Source organism: [Leptolyngbya] sp. PCC 7376, assembly GCF_000316605.1.
Lineage (GTDB): Bacteria > Cyanobacteriota > Cyanobacteriia > Cyanobacteriales > MRBY01 > MRBY01.
Genome location: NC_019683.1, coordinates 4,076,558 through 4,099,011, shown reverse-complemented (window position 1 = coordinate 4,099,011; position 22,454 = coordinate 4,076,558). Strand labels below are relative to the sequence as shown.

The window sequence follows — 22,454 nt, the reverse complement described above, 5'->3', positions numbered from 1 at the left end:
GGAAATGAATGTGAAAAGAATTTAGGAGTCGATAAAACAGCCACATCCTCCGACAAATTCATCAAATAAAGAAGGCTGCACTGAGAGTTCTGACTCAATGCTTAGCCGCCATTCCTTTAGGGTCATGCCAACGGTTCTTTTCTCACCATTGACTATTGCGGTCTTCCTTAAAATCCCGACAGACTGGTTCTTGTGATGCCTGAGGAAATCCTGCTCTTTTTGTTCATGAAAGGAATAACGTTCGGGCAACTGTTGAAGTAAAAGCCTGTAGTGAGCTTGACCTGCCTTTGGGCAAAAGCCGCCACAATTGGCATGGGCAAAACCCATTTCGTATAGCCGAGGGGGGTTTAGTCCAGCCCGATAAAGCTCATTGAAAATAACCGTTCTATCAGCCCAGCCAAACTCATCCCAGCACAGAGGAATATCAACAGGAAAAGGAGTCCAGTTTTTAGAGATAGCTTCTAACCGATGTAACTCTTCAAAGTTGATACCGAAGTATAATGTCGTCTCTTCTGGGGAAAAATCTTGCTCTCTAAGCCATTGTTGAGCTGGAGCTATTTTTAGGAGATGAGAGCATTTAATGCCTCGATGGGATAGCCATTTTGTACTCTCAAAAATATCCCAGGGAGTACGGCCATCTTTAAGCCAAATCAATTCCCCGCCGATCTTGTGATGAGCTTCAACAAGAAAGCGATAATTATCCTCATCCTCGATTAAGGTATCGGAGAAAACGAGATAGAGTGATTTGGTACCGAACTTTTGTGCAACTCGCAGAGCAGCAACAGTAGAAGCAGCACCACTACTGAAAAAGACAATATGATTCATTAGATTTCATCTCCCCAGCTATCCCAGCCGTCTACTTTTTCTCTGGCAAATAATTCGATACGCGGGAGATCGCCTACCAGTTGAATAATTCGGTCTCTGGTCTCAGGTGGTTTCTCGGAATGTTTACCAATCGGTGCTTCGATGATTTGATGAACTTTCGCTGATTGGCGTTTTAAACCCTTGCCACGAACCCCCAATAAGCAAAACTCGCTATTCGCTCTGGTGTATGCACCCATGCCCATAAACCAACTCTTTGCCCGTTTATTTCGTTTCACCCACAGAAAAGCATCGGTCTTGTAAGTGAAGCCCCAACAGTGGATCGTCTGTAATGCGGCTGGGAGTTTTGCCCATGTTGCCCACAGGAATAAGAGGGCATCATTTTCGGCGATTTGAGACACAGGCAAGTTCTGGATCTCATGGTCGCTCATCGTCCGGTAATGACGTTCCGCACCGCCTCGGTTTGTCTTTTTGTCTTCGTATTGCCATGGTGGATCAGCGTAAATGACACCATAAGCTTTCGCAGGGAAAGGCTGTGCCCCTTCCACTACGGGCTGATCTAACAGTAGTTGTTGCATTATTCGATTGGTTAAATGTTGATCGGTGAGATGAGGAGATAAGTCACTTAAGTTGTTTCGCCAAGTGGGGAGAGATACAAAATAGTTCCAATCACCATGAAGCCGATTCCCATGTAAAGCTGGAACTTGTGCTGTGCTCCAAATGCATTCGCTATTCCAATCCCTTGCAATAAACCTGCGACGTTCCCAGTGATGCGAGAGTAGGGGGTCATCGTCATTTCGCTCCCTCAAATGCTTGGAGAAATGCCTTAGCAGCTTCGCCCTCTAGATCTGTGGGGTTATTCTTTCCCATCCAATAGATATGGACATGAAAACTATTGCCTTTTTGGTTCTTAATCACTTGGGCGATCGCCGCAGGATTAATGTAATTAGTACGAAGCTCAACTTCAGCTAAATCAGGACGTTCTACCTTGATAAATAGTCTCGATGGTGTTCGATTAGTCATAAATTGGTTTCTTGATCAACTCATCAAGTCCCCCACTAATATTTGCCGCTAACTTCACATCAACAAGCCAAGAACGATAATTCAAATGAAGAGAATAAAGCTTTGTTTTTGCAGGGATTAGAATCACCTCTTCTTTTAAATCCCGACATAAAGTGAGTAGATTATTTGTGTCTTCAGAGAGGAGAGATAAGGCGATATCTAAATCCTCCACAGGACAGAGACCAATGGGGTATTGACGCACTAAAGAGTCGTAATAATTATGGGCAGCGACAAGGGATAATCCAGTCTGGTGGATGGCATCAAAATTAGGAATAGGAGTCATAGTTCAATCCCTGAATTCTCTACATAAATATCTGAATCTTCCGGTGATAAATTTTGATGGGTTAATTCTTTAATTCCACCAATCAAATGTTTCAAATGGTCTAGTAAATGATTGGTATGCCATTGAGCATTTTCAAGGTTTTCGAGAATCTTCTCTAGATCAGGGTCTTTTAAAAGAGTTTCGTAAGTGGTAAATCGATGTGTGCAATGAAGGCATTCACGGCGACGGCGCTTGGCGTTATTTAACCGCCGAGACTCTATGACTTTTGTCTCACCATTGCAGATTACGCAAAGGTCAGACATTGGTTTGAGCCTCCTGTTCTAGAGCTTGAGCTTCCAAAACCTCAATCTTTTCTTGGCAATATTCCTGGGTAGCTTCGAGGGCATCAATGACATTGATGTCGAGATATCCTTCAGCACCAATAGCCTCATCAATAAGGTAATCATCGCCGTTGAAAGTGACAGTGATAGTGAGAGATTTAGCCATCACCTTCCCCCTCCATCACTGCTCGAACATCCTTGATGACATCTTGTCCAAGATCTTTGGCGACAGCTTCGATAACGCTTTCACAGTGAGCTTTGATAGAAGCGTAGGCCATTAGAGTTTTTGTCATGCCCAGTTCTCGTATCTGGTCGTGGTCTGTGTGAATGGAGACTCCTCCATCCTTGATCTGAGCCACCATCGTTAGAGCTTCAAAATCAGTCATCGGGTCACCTCCATGGCTTTATTGAGGGCGATCGCCAAATCTAGCGCTTGTTGCGGCTGGGAATATTCAGCCTTGAGGATTTTGACCCCATCTGAGGTTTCTTCACAGAGGCAATGTTCAGAGGCGTAGAATCGCCCAACACTATAGATAGGCTTGTGGGCAGGGAAATTCATGATGGTGGGATGAGTCCCCATTTCAGACTGGAATATCTGAGCCATTTCTACGGCGACAGAGACCAGCGTTGCCGGGGTACGGCCATCAGGATTCTGGAGCAGGGTTAAATAAATGCGTAAGCATTCCTCCCTGTCGAAAGGTTGTTGGTTATTCATTTGAAAAAATTATTCGCAGTCGGTTAATACGAATGTATCCACTATGGATAGGGTCACGGCTCGGCATTCAATTGGGGAAAGTCTATATTTAGCGTTTTCTCCTGTTAGTGTTTACTGGTGTTTTTCTTGAAACCCGCACACAGTAAGACTCACAGCGTAATAAAATCTGATTGAGCACCTAATTTTATTAGGTGGAGCATCGAATTTATTCGGTGAGAGGTAGGGGGAATGCCAGTTCCCACCTACCATTTTTCTTCGGTACGTTTTGCCCGCTTGTCCGGGCAATTCACAGTATAATGATTGCTGTAAATAAGTGCAACAACAAAATCACATTGAAAGTTCTTCGTAAGAGACTAAAAATGAATCAAACCCAGTTTGCTGAAACGTTAGGGGTTCGTCGATCTACGATTTCGGAATGGGAGACCGGAGTTCACAAACCGTCACTTTCCATTGAACAGGTAAAAGTCTTGGACAAGTTACTAGGACAAGTGAACTTAAGGTTTGAAGACCTCCCTGATGACATAGCCTCCTAGAAAGTAGTTCGTATGTTTTGTGTGGCGGTCGTCGAATGTGGCGATCGTCTTTTTTATTTCCCAGAAAAACAGTAACTTCATACTACTTGTGTGCGTGCCAAAAACCGGACACTTTCTCCTCGGAATATTACGCTTCAGACGAAAACACCTCCCCAGATCATCGGAGAGGTGTTTTTGATTATTTTGGGACAGTGGTTTGCTTGGCGATCGCTTTTTTATTGTTTTTGTGAAGTATGACGGCGATCGCTCTTTTTTTGAGAGGGGATTTAGGACGTTCACCCTTTTATTATTCCGCTACGCTTGGTGGCAAAAGTGAAAAAATATTAGAGAATTGCCCTAAACACGTGGTGATTATATGACTGTCAAGATCTCATAAAGCCTTGCCTGTCAAGCATTTATGAGGTTTTCCAAGGGATATAATAAAGCCAGAAAAAATATTCTTTATCCCTCTTAAATCCCCTGAAACGGTTGTATGGCAAGGTCTATTAAAGCCCTCATCAATCCAGTAATGCTCAAATATGGACGCGAGTCTCTAGGTCTTAGCGTGGGGAAAGTTGCGGGAAAATTAGGGATCTCCAATCAGAATCTGATTGATTGGGAAGAAGGTATAGACAATCCTTCATTATCAACATTTGAGAAATTAGCAAAACTCTATAAACGACACACAGTATTTTTTTATCTTCCAAACGTCCCGAATAAATGTAAAAGACGTGAAGCTGACTTTCGCACTTTTCCGAGATACCATTCCACACCACAGCCATCGCTGGAGTTTTTGCACTATTTGAAAGACGTCTACCGCCGTCAGGCGATCGCTCTAGAGCTTTTAGAAGAACTTGAAGAAAAAAGTGTCCCTCGGATTCCTGCATCACATCTACATGAGAATCCAGAGGATGTCGCCGCAAGACTTCGTTTAGCACTAAACATCATATCGCCGACCCAGTTTAGATGGGACGAAAGCTATCAAGCTTTGTCTGCGTGGATTTCTGCAGTAGAAAAACTTGGAATTCTAGTTTTTAAATCCTCTCATGCAAAAGTCCCTTTGGAGGAAATGAGGGGTTTAGCTATTTGGGATGAATCATTACCAGCCATTGCCCTCAACGCCTCAGATACCGACAATGGGAAAATTTTTACTCTGATGCATGAACTGGCTCATCTTAGCCTTCATAAGAATGGAGTCTGGGGGCTTCATGAAAATCTATCTGGTTCTGCGAGTGATATAGAAGTTTTTTGTAACCATGTTGCGGGAGCAATTCTAGTCCCGAACCAAGCTTTGACAGAAAATCCAGTAGTAATCCCATTGCCCTCTGACTGTGACTCTCTCTCGGACGATGACATTCGTTTCATTGCGCGAAAATTTTGTGTTAGTGGAGAAGTAATCCTAAGGAGATTGTTGATATCAGGCAAAATCTCTCAGTCTTTTTACGAGGAAAAATGCAAATATCTAAGATCTTTGCCTATTTCAAAAAGAGGTGGCGGAGGCAATTCTCAATACGCAAAAAAAATTGTTAGTCGCGAAGGATCTCTTTTCCCAAATATCGTTCTCAGAGCAATGTTCGCCGAAAAAATCCCGATGAACAAAGCTTCCTCTTACTTGAATACAAAAGTTAAACACTTCGGGGATTTGGAGGCATTGGTTCTATAAAAGGATGGAGAATAGACGACTTACCTACTGCACCTACTGCTTTGACACAGCTGGCTTCATGCAGCCATACCGGAACAATTATCCCTTTGATCTTTTCCCTACATTTTGGGAAAACCTTGATGTGTTGATCGGTGAAGGAAGGCTTTTTTCCGTCCGAGCTTGTTATGACGAAATAGTTTACCAAGAGGACGAATTAGCTGATTGGGCAAAACAACGCAGACACATTTTTTGGGAACATACAGAAGCTCTTCAGCAAGAATTAAAAGAAGTTCTTAGCCAAGTCCCTACCCTTTATGAAGCTCACACTGATCGTAGTGGTGGAGACCCTTATATTGTTGCACTCGCCAGATTTAAAAATGCAGTATTAGTATCTGACGAACAGCGGTCTAGAAAGAAAAAGGACTTAACGATCCATCAGGCTTGTGACAAATTGAATATCCAATCAATGCGAGTAGTTGAATTTATGCGCAAAGAGCAATGGAGATTCTAGTTTCCTTCGGCTCCGATTTATTTTGACAGCATGATGGGCGATCGCCTTTTTATTGCTCACCCTCTCCAAGCCATTGCTGAGCCTGACGCTTGAGTTTACTAATTTGCTGGTGCATTTCTTTCTTTTCTGCAAGCAGTTTTTTTTGCTTGTTTGCCAAACTAATTATTTGGGCGTGTTTCTTCTGATCATCCTTTTGCAATCGCTTGTTTTCTTCCTCGATATGGAAATAGGAAATGTAGCCATATATCGCGATATAGGACAGCGGCAGAAACGAGAATAGCGCCATCTCTTGAGTCTCCCCGCTACATTCCCCTGCCACATCGATCAGGGACATTCCTACGACGATAAAGCTAAAAATCCATAATCCCCGCAAAAATTTGCTCTTCGATTTCATGGCAGTCATTAAACTTACTATCCTGATAATAGGGTGTTCGTGTCATAGTTGGTTCAAGCTTTGGCAAAATGGGTTTAGCACTGGAGTAAGTATGAAGCGGAAATTATCTGTATCTGAACGTGTGGAGATCGCCCGTCAATTAATCTCATCAGTGAGTAAATTTAGAGAGATATTATTGACATTAAGCCAACTAGTAAAAACAGAACCTAAGCATCAGTATCCGAATGTTATAGATGTAAATAAACGCGGCCCTGATAAATGGTCATAAGAAATATTTGAGATTGATATTGGCTTTTAATTAGTCCTTGATTGTCCAAGTATTGTTGCAGTCTTTGCATTTCCTCCGATTCTTTCTTCTGTCATGCCATTTACTACTGTGGCTGCCACACTCAGGACAGATATAGCTAGATTCTGTGTCTAATTGTGGCTCCTGTGGCTGTGTGGCTGAACTGTGGCTGTCTAGGTCAAACTCCAGACTATACAGGCGGTCTACGTAATTTGTGTCTAGGTGTGGCTGAGTGTGGCTACTGTGGCTGCCGTGTGGCTGCCCAAAATCATGGATTTGATGGACTGGGAGTAAGTTTTTGGGTAGGTTTCCTGATGTTTTAAACTCTGTATATTCAGCATGGGTTGGGTGAATTGCTAATGCAGGAACACCATTCGATACAACTACACAAGGATAGACTTGTTGTTTGAGAAGCTTGTACTCTTCAGATTTTTTCCCCCATGTCTTCTGAGCTTTTGCCATTGCAGAAACACCCAGATTAATGGAGGTAAAACAATCCCTTTCTTGCGCGTCTATTTTCTTGTTGGTGACGTTCGCTGTGTGAGTAATAAAGATTAGGATGATGCCGTATTTTCTACCTTCCTTTCCAAGTACTGTTTGTACTCTAGAAACTAAATCTGCATCCTCGAAATTATCTTCATAGCCATCGGTTTCATCAGCCACGAGAATAAACTTTCGACCGATATCTTGTCCTTGCTCCGCACGTGTTTTTCGAGCTTTAAATTCTGCTAGAGCATCTTTGAATTTCTGCTCGATTTCACCGTAATTGCTAACAGGATTAAAGCCATTTTCAGCCCAACCTCGGTTAACGCCTGCATGGGGGTCACAGATTTCTATATGTGCTGCTTCTAACTGGGTGAGCCACCCTAATGACCACAGAGCTACGGAGGATTTACCATGACCTGGATTTCCGGCGATCATAATGCCCGTTGCTTCAGACCGCAGCCGTTGCCAGTCGTAAATAGCAATTTCTTCCTCGTCTGCATCCGCTGTTTGGTGGGCTTCGGTTTTCTTGGAAGATTTCACAAATTTAGAGATGAAATTATCCTCGCGCAGTACCTCACGGTAACCGCTGTATTTGGAGAAGTATTGCACCTCTCTGGTTTTACCGACTGCGGTGGCGATCGCCCCTAAACCAAACAATCGGAACATCAGTCGAGCTGAGATACTATCTTTCCCTTCAAATGAGAGAAACGAAGCGGATAGAGTCCCGGCTGCGAAAAAGTACAGCGTCGCAACCCAGACCCAAGACCAACTAATTGAGAAGTCGTCAGATTCCTCCAACGGCTTATTTTGCAAGTGCTTAAGCGATACCAAGACCCACCCCCAATCCAATTAGGATATTGCTCCAAATCCACATCGCACCAAATGCTTCCGCGTACCCTGAGACCTTCAGCACCACGCCGCTAATCACTGCAACCACAGCCCAAAATATCAATGCTGCGGGAATGATTTCGGGTAATAATCTGGCGATTTCTGTGATGAATGCAGAGAGGGTGATCGCCGCTAAGCAGCCCCCCACTGCATAAGAAACAAAGTATTTAAGCATTACTCGATTAACCTCTCTGCTTTAACGTCTATGATTTCGCTCTGTCCTTGACCGATTGGATTAGCATTGAGCTGCTGCTGATCATCTTCTGACCCGCCTGATGCCTCGACTCCAGCATCTTGGGTAACGACTTTTCCACCTGGGTATCCATCCCTTCTATCTGAGCGGCGATCGCCTTCTTATTCGTAGATTTGAGTAATTTCAGTTGATGGTTAGTGATTTTCTTGTCGGCAGTTTCGAGGGCATCAACTTGGGCATTGACTAAGGTTGTTTGCCGCTCAATACTGACGACCTGTTTGGCGATCTCAAGCCGTTGCTTAGCCCGTTCGAGTTTGCGCTCAGCTCGCCGCTTTCGTTCTGGGGTGTACTTATTTCCAAACATGATTAGTTGTTATTGATGATGACTGGTGGCGGCGCTTGATTGTTGATGATCACTGGCGCTTGGTCATCGGTCATGAGGGCGATCGCCAAAGCTCCTATCGCTATCCAGAACAACGGCTGATTTAAGAGCCAAACAAGCGTTGACTCTTCTGAATCACTATCTGAGCTTGTTTCAGTGCTAATCGGTTCTGAATAGTGAACCTCTCGCGTAAAAATCTCACGGGTGATCGCCTCACCTTTTTTAGAATCTGACATTGGTTTACAGGGGTAGAACTATACCCCCATCCCCATCGAAAAGTCTGGGAATAGAGGGCGTTGATGATGATTTACTCTGCTGGAGCCAGCGCGAAAAACGAAGGTGACGAGGGTGCGATCTCCAAGTCTGATGACTTTGGGTGGGCTACCCGCTCCGAAAACTCATCAACCGCAATCTCTAGCTCTTCTTCAATCCCACTGAAATCACCAACCAGTAGCTCATTCAAGCCTTCCACAATGCCGCTGGCAGCATAGAGCTTTGTTGAACGCTTCAGTTGGTTACGAGCTTTTGCAAGGGGATTATCTGTTGGTGATTCGCTGGTGGACTGATGCGACTGCGGTTGCTGGTTGTTGACCGCTTCCTTGATTACTTCACGAACTTCTGTTCTAGCCATTTGGTTTACCTTTCATTACGTTATTGATGTTTAAGATTGCCTGTGGTCTTCCTACGCTTTGAACCAAACCTCTAAATATCGATAACACTTCAAAAGATTGACGTGTGAATCCTCTATCTCCAGAGCGGTAATCCCAACCATTAGGAGATAGTTGACTTAAATACTTCTGATATTCACGGAGAGTTGGAAGGCTTATACCTAATAGGTCTGCAACCTGTTTTCTTGGCAGGAAAGCCACGCAATCATCAACTTTTAAGCAATTTTTCATAGCCGATGAAAAAGTGATGATGATATGAGGATAACTCGCTGATCTGGTGTGGTAAACTGTCAGTGACATACAAAAAGAGAGCCCCCACAAATGGTGGAACATTTGCGGAGGCGTGACCAAAACGTAATGGAGTACGTTATGGCTAAAAGTAATCTTAACCCCTATCCATTAGGGTTTGAAGAGTTTAAGCACATCTGTTTTCAGCATGGGCGATCTCCCTGGGATGCGGTAAAAGCGGACTACATCACCAGAGATGACTACACCAATCTAGGCAGAGGCCGCAAAGCATCCAAAGCGTTAGGTCGCTGTCTATTCTTCTTTGTAAGAGATCAGGGATTGATTTAAAGGTGATATTGAGGAGAGTAGAGAGAATAGCCCTACTCTCCTCATATCCAATCTTCAGAGAATAACTAGACCGAAACTTTAGTGTAGTTATCTGATTTTTAGGCGTTTAGTTTTAGTAGTTGAACTAAACTGTATTTCAGTTATTAGCGATCGCCACACATCGCTTTATATTCATGTCGGCTATTTACGATAATTGCGATTTCCCATTGCTGCCGGAACTTAAGCACTGTCTGAAGGAAGGTTATCGTTCCGATTTTTGTGTGGGGTACTTTAATCTACGTGGTTGGTCTGAGCTGGAAAATGAGATTGAGCAGTTTGGATCGGGAGAAGGGAAAAATTGTCGTCTACTCGTTGGGATGCAAAAGTTACCTGGTGATGAGCTAAAGCGTGAGTTTGCCATCGGTAAGCGCAAAGAACGTATTTCTAATGAAATTGCCAACAAATTAAAGAAAGTCATGGCTCAACAGTTTCGGGAGCAATTGACCTATGGTGTACCGACTGACAAAGATGAAAAAACGCTGAAACGGCTACAGGCACAGCTTAAGGAGGATAAGTTAGAGGTTCGTTTATTCCTGCGGCATCTACTCCATGCCAAGCTATATCTGATTTACCGAGAGGATAAAATCACGCCCCGTATTGGTTATGTCGGGAGTAGTAATCTCACATTTTCAGGGCTCAGTGGTCAGGGTGAACTCAATGTAGAGGTTACTGACCGAGATGATACAAAAAAGCTGGAAGAGTGGTTTGAGGATCGGTGGAAAGATAAATTTGCCCTTGATATCTCGAAGGATTTAATTGAGGTTATTAATGAAAGTTGGGCGGGTTGTCAGCTCAAACCTTTTTATATCTACCTCAAAATGGCTTATCACTTGTCACAAGAAGCACGGGATGGTTTAAGCCGCTATCAAGCTCCCAAGAACTTTGGCTTGTTAGAGTTTCAGGAACAAGCTGTACGGGTTGCGATGCAGCATATTGATAAGCGCAATGGTGTGATTATCGGTGATGTGGTGGGCTTAGGGAAAACCTTAGTGGGAACGGCGATCGCCCATGTCTGTGAAGAGGAGTATGGGACAAGTACTCTGATTATCTGCCCGAAGAATTTGGAATCGATGTGGAAGGGCTATGTCGAGCGATATGGTCTGCGAGGAAAAGTCGTACCCATCAGTCAGGTTGAAAAAGTCTTACCGGAAGTCCCTGCTCGATTTCGGTTGGTACTAATTGATGAAAGTCATAACCTCCGAAACCGTGAGGGCAAACGCTATCAGGCGATTAAGGAATATATGGAGCAGAGCGGTGCGCGGTGCATCATGCTCACAGCCACGCCCTACAACAAAGGCTATTTAGATTTATCTTCCCAGTTACGTCTATTTCTGCGAGAGGAAGCTGACCTAGGGATCAAACCGGAAGCCTATATCCGTGGGCTAGGTGGAGAGATGAAGTTTCGGCGGCGACATCAAGCCCCAGTGCGATCGCTCATGGCATTTGAACATAGTGATGAGCCGGAAGATTGGCAGCAGCTCATGAGTCGCTATATGGTGCGGCGTACCCGTGGCTTTATCAAAAATACCTATGCAAAACAAGATGAGCGGGGTTCCTATCTGGAGTTTCCCAACGACAGTAAATTCTACTTTCCTACCCGTCGTCCCTATACGGTGAAATTTAATACCACTGGGGAATCTGACCTCTATGCGCGGCTATATGGTGATCGCGTGGTGGATATTATCAATAGTCTTTGTTTGCCTCGTTATGGTCTAGGGAATTATGTAATTCAATCGCCTAAGAGTCGTAAGAAAGCTCGAACTAAAGCCCCCGGTCAGATGAGTTTGGCAACGGGATTTGAGCATTTAGATCTGACTGAGGCAGAACGGAAAATATTAGCGAATCTCTCCCATGCAGGGCAGCGATTAATGGGATTTTGCCGAACGAATTTGTTTAAGCGTCTCGAAAGTAGTGGTACTGCTTTTCTCCAGTCTATTGATCGCCACATTCTGCGAAATTATGTCTATCTCCATGCGATCGCCAACGATGTACCCATTCCGATTGGAACGCAGGATGCCGCTCTATTGGATGGAACAACCGATGAAGATCAAGATTCTCTGTTAGTTCAGGATTGGGAAAGCGATGAGGGCATAGATGAAGATCAACTGTCCCCCAGCGAAGAGTTTAAACAACGGGCAGCGGCAGTCTATGAGCTGTATCAGGATAAGTATCCTCGTCGGTTTAAGTGGATTCGTCCTGACTTATTCCAACCGGAACTTGCTGAAGACCTAGAGCGGGATGCCCAATGCCTTGTCACAATCCTAAAAATTGCTGGGGGTTGGGATGCAACACAGGATAGTAAGTTAACTGCTCTGATTGAGTTATTGACTGAAACCCACCCAGAGGAAAAGGTTCTAATCTTTACCCAATTTGCGGATACCGCCCGTTATCTGGCTCAGACATTGGAAACGGAAGGCATCGATAAGATTGGTCTAGCAACAGGAGGAGCGAAAGACCCAACAGAGCTAGCTCGGCGTTTCAGTCCAAAAAGTAATGAAAAAACGATGCCACAGGAAGAACAGCTAAGGGTTCTCATTGCTACTGATGTGCTGAGTGAAGGTCAAAACCTACAGGATGCAAGGATTATCCTGAATTACGATTTGCCCTGGGCGATTATCCGGTTAATTCAGCGGGCAGGTCGTGTGGATCGAATTGGGCAGGAAGCGGACGAAATTTTCTGTTATTCATTCTTACCAGCGGCAGGGGTAGAACAACTTATTAATCTGCGGGGGCGTCTGCGTGATCGCCTGAAGGAAAATCAGGAAGTTGTGGGCACGGATGAGGCGTTTTTTGAGGATGAGGAAGAACGGGCGATGCTGCTCAATCTCTACAATGAAAAGTCTGGTGTCCTCGATGATGATGACGATGAAGGGGAAGTTGATTTAACTTCGGAAGCTCTACAGATTTGGCAGACAGCAATTGACGCGAATCCCAAACTTAAACGAATAATCGCTGAGTTACCAGATGTGGTATTCTCTACCCGCTACCATGAGCCAACAGCTTTAGATCCAGAGGGTGTTTTACTTTATTTACGGACTGCGGAAGGGACTGATGCTCTGGCATGGATTGATAAGCATGGCAATAGCGTGACCCAATCCCAGATGCGCATTTTACGGACGGCGCGATGCAGTATTGATACCCCAGCTCAAGACCGTCATCCCCAGCACCATGATCTAGTCCAAAGGGCATCTCGATTAATCACTGAGCAAACCAAGAAAGTTGCTGGCACGTTAGGTAGTAAACGGGGCGCAAGGGCAAGGGTCTATGAACGATTGATGGGCTATTGCCAAGAAATTAAAGAAACGGCTCCGTTATTGGCTCAGGGTGAGGAGTGGGAAAAGTTAGAACAGGCGGTGGAACTTGCCCATACTTATCCCCTTAAACAAAATGCGATCGCCACGTTGAACCGAGAGATGAGGGCAGGGATTTCTAATGAGGATTTGGCGCAAAAAGTAACTTACCTAATGGAGCATGATGCGCTCTGTGTGGTGACTGCGGATGGGACGTTTGAGGGAGCGAGGGTTATTTGTTCGATGGGTTTATTTGATAGCTCTACATAAATACTCTGAAACATTGACCCAATCCATTTTCTTTATCTGATTAGCTACATCCTAGGGAAAACTCCTTATGAAACTGAACCGCAAACGCACTGAAAAATATCTCAAAGACTTTGATTTTGAATCCCTATTTATTGAAGAGTTGGGCTGGGATGAGGCTGATGCGGTAACGATTCCTTTGGAGGTAGATGAGGAAGAGTTTGATGCGGAGGCGATCGCCCAGAAGCGTGGCTTTACGGTTTATCAGTGTATTTGCGAAAAAATTCCCCTGCGAAAAATTCAGAAGCAGCTCGATAGTCAACTGACTGTTTATTCCAAATCCCATCTCTTAATTTTTGGGGATGAGGCACAAACTCAGCAGGTGTGGATGTGGGTTAAGCAGCAGGGTAAAAAGCGTAAACCTGTTTTTCATCCCTATCAGTTAAAGCAGTCGGCAGAAGGGATTATCCAGAAGTTAGAGCCGCTATTTTTTAGTATTGATGAGGAAGATGATGCGACCCTTGTAAAGACTGTCGAGAAGGTGGGTAAGGGTTTCAACATTGAAGCGGTCACCAAGCAGTTTTTCCAAGATTTTGAAGGGTTACATCAGAATTTTTGTCTGGAGATTGAAGGTATAGATGATGAGAGTGATCGCCGTTGGTATGCGTCGGTAGTGCTGAACCGTTTGATGTTCGTCTATTTCCTTCAGAAACGGTATTTTTTGGACAATGAAAACCCTGACTATCTGGATAATCGCCTTGAAGATTGTCTGGAGCAGGGGGAACCGTTCTATGGTTTCTTGACGGATCTGTTTTTTGAGGGATTTGCGAAACCAGAGGGCGATCGCGCAGATGACATCAAGGCTTGGCTAGGGAAAATCTGTTATCTCAATGGGGGTTTATTTCTCAAGCATTCCATCGAGCAAAAGTATTCTCAAATTTCCATTAGCGATAAGGCTTTTGAGGATGTCCTGAAGCTATTTTCGTCCTATTCTTGGCACTTGGATGATCGCCCCGATGCGGAGAAAGAGAGCAACGAGATTAACCCGGATGTGTTGGGCTATATCTTCGAGAAGTACATCAACCAAAAGGAATTTGGGGCTTATTACACTCGTCCTGAGATTACGGAATATCTTTGTGACCGCACGATCAATAAGGTGATTGTGGATAAGGTCAATAAGCAGGCAGGTAAAGAGTTTAAGGATGTTGAGGAGCTGAAAAATAATCTAAGTAATGAGCTTTGTCATCTACTGCTCAAAAAGATTTTGCCGACCTTGACGCTACTCGATCCGGCTTGTGGGTCGGGGGCATTTCTGGTGGCAGCGATGAAGACGCTGATTCCAATTTATGACGTCATCATGGGTAAGGCAATTCGTTCCAATGATGGGCATTTAAAATCTTGGCTGATGGAGATATTAGATGGTCATAGTTCGCCAGATTATTACATTAAGAAGCGCATCATTACGGACAATCTCTATGGGGTGGACATCATGGAGGAGGCGACGGAAATTTGTAAGTTGCGGCTCTTCCTCTCACTGGTGTCTGCGGTGGAGAAGGTGGATGACCTCGAACCTTTGCCCAATGTGGATTTTAATATCATGGCGGGTAATTCGCTCATCGGTTTGATTCGGGTGGATGGGAATGCTTTTGATAGTCTCGGTTGCTCGCAGACTGAGGGCACTGGGGTTGATCCGACCCAGCTTAATCTCATTGGTCAGACGGTGATCCAAGGGAATCTTTTAAATGCTCTGGCGGCTTCGGAGTATCAGCGCATCCTAGAGGATAAGAATAAGAGTATTGATCTCTACAAGAAACATTCTTTTCTATCGGACGAGTCACGGGGTGCGGATGAACGATCAAAGGATCAGAGTGTGTTGGCGTTGCGGAATCATATCGACAAGCTCAACGCGGAATCTCAGGCAAAGTTAAATCGGCTTTTGTTGGATGAATTTAGTACGAAGTTGGGGATTAAGTTTGAAGAAGCTCAACTCAATACCAAGAAGACAAAAAAACGGCTGTTAAATATTGGGGATATTGATGCGCTGGAGCCGTTCCATTGGGGTTATCACTTCGATAAGGTGTTTGAACGGGGTGGGTTTGATGCCATTATTGCTAATCCCCCATGGGAGATTTTCAAGCCTAATGCACGAGAGTTTTTTCTTCGCTACGATGACTCTGTGAGAAAAAGCAAGATGAATATCAAGGAGTTTAAAAAAGTACAAAAGAAGCTTCTTGAGAATCCCAAAATTGCAACGGAGTGGTGCAAGTACCAGAGTCAATTTCCTTATGTCAGTAGCTATTTTCGTTCGGCAGAACAATTTAAAAATCAGATTTCTGTAGTTAACGGTCGAAAGCAAGGAACCGATATTAATCTCTATAAGCTTTTCCTCGAACAATGTTTTAATTTGCTACGGGATAATGGGCGGTGCGGCATTATCATCCCGACTGGAATCTATACCGATTTAGGAAGTAAACAACTTCGGGAAATGCTATTTAAGCAGTGTGAGGTTGAAAATATTTTTGGTATTTCTAATGAGCGATTTATTTTTGAAGGTGTAGACCATCAGTTTAAGTTTTGTTTATTAGATTTTGAAAAAGGGAATGAAACACCACATTTTTATTCTGCTTTTCGTATTGACCCCAGAGAAGCAATCAGACCGAATGAGTTAACAGCATTTTTTGAGAATCGAGATATACATCTGAAAATCTCTACTGATTTGGTACGGAAGCTATCGCCGGATTCTTTGTCTGTGATGGAGTTCAAGCAACCGATAGATATTTCTATTGCCGAAAAAATGACGCGATTTCCCTTACTCGGTGAACAGATTGAAGGGAAATGGAATTTAAAACTTAGTGCTGAATTTCACATGACAGGTGATAGTCATCTCTTTCAAATAGAGACAGCAGAGGGACAATTACCGCTCTATGAAGGCAAAATGATTCATCAATTTACCCATGAATTTGCAGAGCCACGTTATTGGGTTGATGAAAAAGAAGGACGTAAAGCTGTTATTGGTGTAAGAGGAACAGATAACGGTCAAGTTTTAGATTATCAAGATTATCGGTTAGCTTATCGCTCAGTTGCATCCAGTACTAATGAAAGAACTTTGATTAGTTCTATATTGCCGAAAAATATATTTTTTGGTCATTCAATGAATGCAAGTATTGTTTATACAGACAATCAAAGAAGTATATGTAATCGAGAATTATTGTTTGTTTTATCTTGCCTAAATTCATTTGTTTTTGATGCTTCTTTAAGGTCGAGAGTTAGCCAAAACATCACCATGTTCTATATCTATCAAATCCCCGTACCTCGCTTACAAAAAGGCGATCAATGGTTTGATGAGATAGTAGAGAGAGCCGCCAAGCTAATTTGCACCACCCCCGAATTTGATGACCTTGCCGCCGAAGTCGGTTTAGGCTCCCACGAAAACGGTGTAACCGATGAAGCAGAACGGGGTAAACTTCGCGCCGAACTCGATGGCATCATTGCCCACCTTTATGGCCTTACCGAAGCAGAATTCACCCATATCCTCAGCACCTTCCCCATCGTTTCTGAAATCATCAAAAATGATGCACTCAATGCTTACCGTGATGTCAAACTAGGGCTGATCAAATAAACACCGGAGAAAATCATGCTGAAAAGAATCAAGGTTAAAAATTTCAAATCTATCCGTGATAGTAAAAGTCTCAAACTCGGACAGCTAAATGCATTTATTGGCGCAAATGGCTCAGGCAAAAGTAGCTTGATTGAGAGCTTGCTCACTTATCAAATGCTCATCCAAGATGGACTAGATGAAGCAATGAACTATTGGGGAGGGTTTGAATTTATCCGTAATCGTTCTGTTTCCCATACACCTCGCTCTATAGCTAATCAGAGATCGTTTCAGAGTAATCCAATCACTTTTAATTTATCCCACCAAGATTGGCGCACGGAGTTAGAAATCACATGCTCTCAAAGCGGAGATAAGGTTTTTATAAGAAAGGAAGAACTAAAAGTCAGGTCTTATACTGACCAAGAAGCATTTTTTATCAAACTCAACAATTCAAGTAATGAACGTGGAATAGATATTTCAAATGAATCTATTCGTCCCCCTGAAAGGATGATTGATGATGAATCAATAATTACAGCATTTTCTTTTCTCGATGAGCAAGCAAGGTCAGTATATAGAACTATTAGTGATTGGCAATTTATTGACTTAAACCCTTCAATCATGGGTTTACCTAATCTTCAGAGACGTACAGACAAGAAAATTAGACTGAATAGAGATGGTTCAAATATTGCAGAATACTTATTAGATATCCGAGAAAAAGACTTAAATGTTTTTAATGGCATTGTTGAAACTTTACAGTTTATATTGCCATATGCTCAAGACTTACAGCCAAATATCACGTCACAATTAGAGAGAAAAGTATATTTACAACTATCAGAAGCTGGATTTAAAATTCCCGGTTGGCTCCTCTCAACAGGAACACTTCGGTTAGTTTCCCTCCTTGCTGTTCTACGTCATCCAGAGCCGCCGCCATTAATTGTGATTGAAGAAATTGAAAATGGATTAGACCCTAGCACTATCCATTTAATTGTTGACGAGCTATCAGATGTAGTTAGAGAAGGTAAAACTCAAATAATTATCACAACCCATTCACCTTATCTCTTAGATTTATTAGACATATCACACATTGTTTTAGTAGAGCGTAATGATGATGGAGAACCAACTTTTACAAGACCAGAAAACAACAAAGACTTATATGACTGGGCTGAGGAATTTAGAGTTGGTGAGCTTTATACAATGAGCAAGCTTAAAAGAGGATAGAAAGTGAATGAAGATAGGAATGATTTTTGAATGTGGACCTAAAGGTGCTGACTGGCAAGTTTGTGAATTTCTAGTCCGAAAGCTTGATCCTAATATTGAGATACATCAACCACCCACTACACTAAGCAGCAAACCAAAATTAATACAAGATTGTGGAAAAAGTGCAAAGATTTTACTCAAGCAAGGTTGTGAGCGAGTAATTATTATTTGGGATTTATATCCAGCTTGGAGAGAGAACAAAGAGAAGCCATGTCTGAAGCAGGATAGAGAAAAAATATACCAATCTTTAGACGAAGCTGGTGTTGCCAGAGAAAAGATAGATTTGGTTTGTATTCAAGAAGAGTTGGAAGCATGGCTTATCGCAGACCATCGACCACTTAAAGAGTTTTTGGAAGAGAAGACTCATCCACATCCTTTAAATATAAGACTAAAAAGCAAAAAGCATCCAGATCGAGTCAACAATCCGAAAGGTAAGCTAACAGATATTTTCAAACAAGCTACGGGGCAAAAGTATAAAGATCATATTGACGCGATCAAAATCATCCAAAAGTTATCTGATTTTCAAAAACTAAAAAATAGCCTTACCTTTAAAAGGTTTGTGCTCAAAACTACAGGTCAAATCTTACCCTAATTTAGAAATAACTTCTCTTCATGAAATTTGAGACAATTAGAGGAAAATTTAGCATCCAGATCCCTGGCAATCTCCTTGAAGATGTACCGACAAAAGCTGCATTTATTCTCCGCTCCCAGACATGGCGGAGCCTTTATAAAAATAGAATCTACGGTGCTGAGTATTGCCTAATAGATAATGTTAAGCAACCATCCGAAATACCTGCTCTATTGGAGCTGATGACAAACACCATAAAAGATGGTTATTTCATCGAGGGTGGATTATTTAGTAAAACTCTGTTTAAAAAAGGCAGCGTCGATTGCCTAAAAAGCATCATTTTTGGTAGACCAAACGCAGATATGCACGAATCCTTTGAAAAATATAATCTTCCAATTGAGAGCAACCTTGTCTATCGCATTGATATCACATGCTGTCAGCGTAACCGAATAGTTAAAGCTTATATGACCACAACGGATCAAGAACAGTTAAAGCTTGGCAAAAAATACCTTCGCACATTACAGCTTAAATTTTGACTAATCAACCGATACAAAGAAAGCCCAGTGGCAAGGAAGAGTATATTTTTTCTATGGCTTAAACTCTGCGAGGTTTGCTGCAATGATTCGGCGATCACCCCTCAACTCAACGATAAAAACGGCTCAATTGTAGGCGAGAAACGAGCTCTTTTATAGTAACTATGTACTGGGATTTCATAAGCCCAAGGTCGGCAGTTCAAATCTGCCTCGAGCCATTTCCTGGAGCTTTTACACTGCAAAGGTTTCAGTATTTTACGCTAATGCTTCTATTAACCGATCCTTAACCTTTGGACTAAATTTTGGACTAAATCTAATAACGCTATTGCGCTTGTTTGAATTTAGCTGAAACTCTTGCTAGGCATGGGTTTGAAGGAGGGAAAGTATAGCTTTAAAAGTGAAAATGATAATTGTTGAGTCCCAAGGTCAAGCAATGAAAGTATCTTGATGTTTTTATGTGGCAGATGATTGGTTTAGACAACAGCTTTTAATTGATATGAACATTGAAAATTACAGTCCACTACCAATGAGGATAGTATTGTCCAATTAAATCTAAATTTTGTAGTTATTGAGAATGCAGAACTTAAGATCGCTTTTAAAAAGCATATTTTGTGTTTTCAAAATCACTCTATTCTCAACAACAATCTTTGACCTGAGTTAAGTTGACAATGTCCGAGAGGGCTAAGTCATACTTGAGAGAGAGCAAGCAACCCGAAAACCGAGATCAGGGCTACCACCACTTTCACGCAGATGCCCGTCACGATTCGCTGACCGACAATGCTTCGGATCGTTAAGCCAAGAACCACCCCGTTCTACCCGTTCAAGGTAGAAGACGTCACTTTGATCCTCCCACTCCCATGCCGACCCATCATTCGGTGCGTTTTGATAGCTAGAATCTAAGTCATCCTGGCACCATTCCCCAACATTGCCAGACATGTCATATAAACCAAAATTATTAGGCTTTTTCTCACCAACAGGATGACTTTTAGCGTTGGAATTAATATTCAACCAAGCATAGTCACCTAGCGAGCTATAGTTGTCATCATCACCAAAATAAAAGCGAGTTAAATATTTCTGGTTCCACAATTCAAGAGTTAAATTTTCAGGAGTTTCTACAGGTCGCACAGCCCTACAAGAATATTCCCATTCTGCTTCAGTCGGTAAACGATATTTTCTACCTGTTCTACTACTCAATCTTTTACAAAACTCAACCGCATCTAATGACAAAACTTGTTCAACGGGAAGATTATCGTTGCCAGTAAAATACGAAGGCTCCAGCGAAAGTTCCCGCTCAATTGCATCCCAACTTGCTACACTACGCCATTGCGCCTGAGTGATTTCGTATTTCCCCATAAAAAACGCAGGGACAGAAACTTTATGTTGAGGGCCTTCATTATCATGCCGATCTTTTTCCGTCTCTGGTGAGCCCATCCAGAATGTCCCTGCTGGTATTGCCACCATTTCTAATGGAATATCAGCAGCAATCCCATTTTCTGTGAAGTTATCAAAAGATTTTCGTTTTGGTGCACGTTTCAATAGATTTCCTGCTCCACAAGCGCCACTTAAACTTAATCCTCCAAGTGCAATATACTGCAAAGCTTTTCGACGCGAAATAACTAATTTTGGTAGTTGCAATTTTGGTAGTTGCATAGATAAAATTTCATGGCCTTTTTTTGTATTTCTAGAAACCTTCACCATCCTATAAATTCGAGCAGAAAAGGATGTCAAAAAAATAAGACAATCTAGATAGGAACTCCTTCACAATAAACAATTTTCTAAAAAATAGGGATTTTGTAAGAGATTGAAACAAAAACATCAAGCTTGTGCAGTCAAGTTGGCATTCACGACGAATGCTCTTCAGATAAATTCATCCCCCAATATCGACAAAGATTTTTCACCTATTCGCTTTCAAAATTAAAGCAGGTGATCGCCTCTCAACTTTCTCGGATTGCAACGATAAAACAGCTCAAATTTAAGCGAGAAGCAAGTCATTTTCATAGTACTCATGTACTGGAGACTCATAAGCCCAAGGTCGGCAGTTCAAATCTGCCTCGAGCCATAGTGACAGCGTAATATATTTGTTCTACACAATTTGCAGTGTAGTTCATTTGTTCGCTCAAGATATTGCTCTTGCTTGGTTTATGGGTTTTATAGCAGCGAAGGAGAAGGTTAGGACATAGAACAGAAGGCTATTCTGATGGCATCGAACAAATCCTCAGTCTTCTTGATGAGCTTACTTACCTCCTTCTTTAACCTCCCCCAAAACTTCTCTATCTTGTTCAGGTGTGGTGAGTAGGGTGGCAAAAATATCACTTCACATCCTGCCTTCGCCACCAATGTTTGTATTCTTTCCTTTGGATGAACACTGGCATTATCCAGAATAATAATTTGACCCGGAATCAACTCTGGCACTAAGCAATCCTCTACCCATTGGCAAACTAAGGCGCTGTTGGCATAGCCCTCAAATACCATCGGTGCTATCTGCTCTCCCTCTCGCCATCCTCCAATCACGCTAACTCGTTCTGTACGATGACCTAACTTCTCTGCGATAAACCTCTCTGACTTATGGCAGTAGCCATACCCATAATCTAAGGTATTATCAAATCCACTTTCATCGATATATACGAGTCGTTCTTGGCCATACTGCTTCAGTTGTGCCACAAATGCTTTTTCTAATTCTTTATCTCTCTCTTGATATCGATAGGTCTTTTTTTTCGAGTAAATTCAATTTTCCGTAGAGCTTCACGTCTGGATGCATCACTAATAGACTCTGGCCATTTCTCCGCCATTTCCTTCTGGGTTAGATGCCCATATTCCTCTGCAAAAGCACGAAAAGCATCTAGATCATTAATCTTCGGTTGAGGGCCTCGACGGTAATCTGTCTTCGGAGCGACTGAACCGATTTTCTCTCGTCGTTTCAGCCACAGGTCTAGCGTATTTCGGCTAATACCAAAGAAGCGACAGATATCACTTTTTCGTTCACCTTTATCGAAGGCGGCAACAGCTTTTAGGCGTAAATCAAGACTATGGGGAGCAGGCATGGCATCTATGTTTATTGCTTCTATCCTATTCTGTCTTAACCCACTCCCATTAACCTAAAATCGACACTCTAGCAGATGGACGGCGATCGCCTTATCTCATTTTTTGATTTTGTTGAATTAAAACGAATCCATATTTTGAAGTCAT

Annotated in this window: 26 protein-coding genes and 1 pseudogene; 9 read left to right on the top strand and 18 right to left on the bottom strand. The window is 42.7% G+C overall.

Annotation, left to right across the window (positions count from 1 at the left end):
* Positions 1-21: 21 nt before the first annotated feature.
* The 9 genes from LEPTO7376_RS18445 to LEPTO7376_RS18410 are packed head-to-tail and all read right to left on the bottom strand — an operon-like array spanning position 22 to position 3,202.
* Entirely contained in the window at positions 22-825 is an 804-nt protein-coding gene (locus LEPTO7376_RS18445; RefSeq protein WP_015135615.1) for a phosphoadenosine phosphosulfate reductase family protein, read from the bottom strand.
* Entirely contained in the window at positions 825-1,400 is a 576-nt protein-coding gene (locus tag LEPTO7376_RS18440) for an MT-A70 family methyltransferase (RefSeq protein WP_015135614.1), read from the bottom strand. Before LEPTO7376_RS18440 ends, LEPTO7376_RS18445 begins: the two co-directional genes overlap by 1 nt.
* A 47-nt stretch (positions 1,401-1,447) precedes the next feature.
* On the bottom strand, positions 1,448-1,612 hold the full coding sequence (locus tag LEPTO7376_RS26590; RefSeq protein ID WP_160148514.1) for a hypothetical protein: 165 nt from the start codon (positions 1,610-1,612) through the stop codon (positions 1,448-1,450).
* Between the two features lie 2 nt (positions 1,613-1,614).
* Positions 1,615-1,845, bottom strand: coding sequence for a hypothetical protein (locus LEPTO7376_RS18435; RefSeq protein WP_015135612.1), 231 nt, complete (start codon positions 1,843-1,845; stop codon positions 1,615-1,617).
* A complete protein-coding gene (locus LEPTO7376_RS18430) occupies positions 1,838-2,167 on the bottom strand; it encodes a hypothetical protein (protein ID WP_015135611.1) in 330 nt (109 codons plus the stop codon). The genes LEPTO7376_RS18435 and LEPTO7376_RS18430 overlap by 8 nt, the downstream gene beginning before the upstream one ends.
* On the bottom strand, positions 2,164-2,469 hold the full coding sequence (locus LEPTO7376_RS28465) for a hypothetical protein (RefSeq protein ID WP_015135610.1): 306 nt from the start codon (positions 2,467-2,469) through the stop codon (positions 2,164-2,166). Before LEPTO7376_RS28465 ends, LEPTO7376_RS18430 begins: the two co-directional genes overlap by 4 nt.
* The gene (locus LEPTO7376_RS18420; RefSeq protein WP_015135609.1) at positions 2,462-2,653 is read right to left on the bottom strand and encodes a hypothetical protein; all 192 of its coding nucleotides are present in this window, start codon (positions 2,651-2,653) and stop codon (positions 2,462-2,464) included. Before LEPTO7376_RS18420 ends, LEPTO7376_RS28465 begins: the two co-directional genes overlap by 8 nt.
* Positions 2,646-2,873: a hypothetical protein gene (locus LEPTO7376_RS18415; protein WP_015135608.1), complete on the bottom strand. Its 228-nt coding sequence runs from the start codon at positions 2,871-2,873 to the stop codon at positions 2,646-2,648. Before LEPTO7376_RS18415 ends, LEPTO7376_RS18420 begins: the two co-directional genes overlap by 8 nt.
* Entirely contained in the window at positions 2,870-3,202 is a 333-nt protein-coding gene (locus LEPTO7376_RS18410; protein ID WP_015135607.1) for a hypothetical protein, read from the bottom strand. The genes LEPTO7376_RS18415 and LEPTO7376_RS18410 overlap by 4 nt, the downstream gene beginning before the upstream one ends.
* Before the next feature lie 296 nt (positions 3,203-3,498).
* Here LEPTO7376_RS18410 and LEPTO7376_RS29230 point away from each other — a divergent pair, with 296 nt between their 5' ends.
* The 3 genes from LEPTO7376_RS29230 (at position 3,499) to LEPTO7376_RS18395 (ending at position 5,867) form a co-directional block, all read left to right on the top strand.
* Entirely contained in the window at positions 3,499-3,735 is a 237-nt protein-coding gene (locus LEPTO7376_RS29230) for a helix-turn-helix transcriptional regulator (RefSeq protein WP_015135606.1), read from the top strand.
* Positions 3,736-4,207: 472 nt separating this feature from the next.
* Entirely contained in the window at positions 4,208-5,377 is a 1,170-nt protein-coding gene (locus LEPTO7376_RS23900) for an ImmA/IrrE family metallo-endopeptidase (protein WP_015135605.1), read from the top strand.
* Positions 5,378-5,381: 4 nt separating this feature from the next.
* Positions 5,382-5,867, top strand: coding sequence for a DUF4411 family protein (locus LEPTO7376_RS18395; RefSeq protein WP_041764063.1), 486 nt, complete (start codon positions 5,382-5,384; stop codon positions 5,865-5,867).
* Positions 5,868-5,916: 49 nt separating this feature from the next.
* On the opposite strand, the gene LEPTO7376_RS18390 is transcribed toward LEPTO7376_RS18395, so the two are convergent.
* From LEPTO7376_RS18390 to LEPTO7376_RS18360, 7 genes are all read right to left on the bottom strand, one after another.
* A complete protein-coding gene (locus LEPTO7376_RS18390; RefSeq protein ID WP_015135603.1) occupies positions 5,917-6,270 on the bottom strand; it encodes a hypothetical protein in 354 nt (117 codons plus the stop codon).
* A gap of 289 nt (positions 6,271-6,559) precedes the next feature.
* On the bottom strand, positions 6,560-7,831 hold the full coding sequence (locus LEPTO7376_RS18385) for an ATP-binding protein (RefSeq protein WP_083891228.1): 1,272 nt from the start codon (positions 7,829-7,831) through the stop codon (positions 6,560-6,562).
* Between the two features lie 19 nt (positions 7,832-7,850).
* Complete coding sequence (locus tag LEPTO7376_RS18380) at positions 7,851-8,096, bottom strand: hypothetical protein (protein ID WP_015135600.1); 246 nt, start codon at positions 8,094-8,096, stop codon at positions 7,851-7,853.
* 28 nt (positions 8,097-8,124) lie between these two features.
* The gene (locus LEPTO7376_RS18375) at positions 8,125-8,478 is read right to left on the bottom strand and encodes a hypothetical protein (protein WP_015135599.1); all 354 of its coding nucleotides are present in this window, start codon (positions 8,476-8,478) and stop codon (positions 8,125-8,127) included.
* Between the two features lie 2 nt (positions 8,479-8,480).
* Positions 8,481-8,732 carry a hypothetical protein gene (locus tag LEPTO7376_RS18370; RefSeq protein ID WP_015135598.1) on the bottom strand — a complete coding sequence of 84 codons (252 nt, stop codon included), beginning with the start codon at positions 8,730-8,732 and terminating at the stop codon, positions 8,481-8,483.
* Positions 8,733-8,803: 71 nt separating this feature from the next.
* Positions 8,804-9,127 (bottom strand): hypothetical protein, encoded by a 324-nt coding sequence (locus tag LEPTO7376_RS18365; RefSeq protein ID WP_015135597.1) that lies wholly within the window; start codon positions 9,125-9,127, stop codon positions 8,804-8,806.
* On the bottom strand, positions 9,120-9,464 hold the full coding sequence (locus LEPTO7376_RS18360; protein ID WP_160148511.1) for a hypothetical protein: 345 nt from the start codon (positions 9,462-9,464) through the stop codon (positions 9,120-9,122). Before LEPTO7376_RS18360 ends, LEPTO7376_RS18365 begins: the two co-directional genes overlap by 8 nt.
* 69 nt (positions 9,465-9,533) lie before the next feature.
* Between LEPTO7376_RS18360 and LEPTO7376_RS18355 the strand changes: the two genes are divergently transcribed.
* The 6 genes from LEPTO7376_RS18355 (at position 9,534) to LEPTO7376_RS18330 (ending at position 19,271) form a co-directional block, all read left to right on the top strand.
* Complete coding sequence (locus LEPTO7376_RS18355) at positions 9,534-9,740, top strand: hypothetical protein (protein WP_160148510.1); 207 nt, start codon at positions 9,534-9,536, stop codon at positions 9,738-9,740.
* A 173-nt stretch (positions 9,741-9,913) separates the two neighbouring features.
* Complete coding sequence (locus LEPTO7376_RS18350; RefSeq protein WP_015135594.1) at positions 9,914-13,339, top strand: helicase-related protein; 3,426 nt, start codon at positions 9,914-9,916, stop codon at positions 13,337-13,339.
* 67 nt (positions 13,340-13,406) lie between these two features.
* Entirely contained in the window at positions 13,407-16,934 is a 3,528-nt protein-coding gene (locus LEPTO7376_RS18345; RefSeq protein WP_015135593.1) for an Eco57I restriction-modification methylase domain-containing protein, read from the top strand.
* A gap of 15 nt (positions 16,935-16,949) precedes the next feature.
* On the top strand, positions 16,950-18,128 hold the full coding sequence (locus tag LEPTO7376_RS18340; RefSeq protein WP_015135592.1) for an AAA family ATPase: 1,179 nt from the start codon (positions 16,950-16,952) through the stop codon (positions 18,126-18,128).
* A 19-nt stretch (positions 18,129-18,147) separates the two neighbouring features.
* Positions 18,148-18,759: a DUF4276 family protein gene (locus tag LEPTO7376_RS18335; protein ID WP_083891226.1), complete on the top strand. Its 612-nt coding sequence runs from the start codon at positions 18,148-18,150 to the stop codon at positions 18,757-18,759.
* A 20-nt stretch (positions 18,760-18,779) separates the two neighbouring features.
* Positions 18,780-19,271, top strand: coding sequence for a hypothetical protein (locus tag LEPTO7376_RS18330; RefSeq protein WP_015135590.1), 492 nt, complete (start codon positions 18,780-18,782; stop codon positions 19,269-19,271).
* Positions 19,272-19,949: 678 nt separating this feature from the next.
* Here LEPTO7376_RS18330 and LEPTO7376_RS18325 read toward each other — a convergent pair.
* Both LEPTO7376_RS18325 and LEPTO7376_RS29225 read right to left on the bottom strand, forming a co-directional pair.
* Positions 19,950-20,918, bottom strand: coding sequence for a formylglycine-generating enzyme family protein (locus LEPTO7376_RS18325; RefSeq protein WP_083891160.1), 969 nt, complete (start codon positions 20,916-20,918; stop codon positions 19,950-19,952).
* A gap of 519 nt (positions 20,919-21,437) precedes the next feature.
* Positions 21,438-22,309, bottom strand: a pseudogene (locus tag LEPTO7376_RS29225) (IS630 family transposase).
* Between the last annotated feature and the right edge of the window lie 145 nt (positions 22,310-22,454).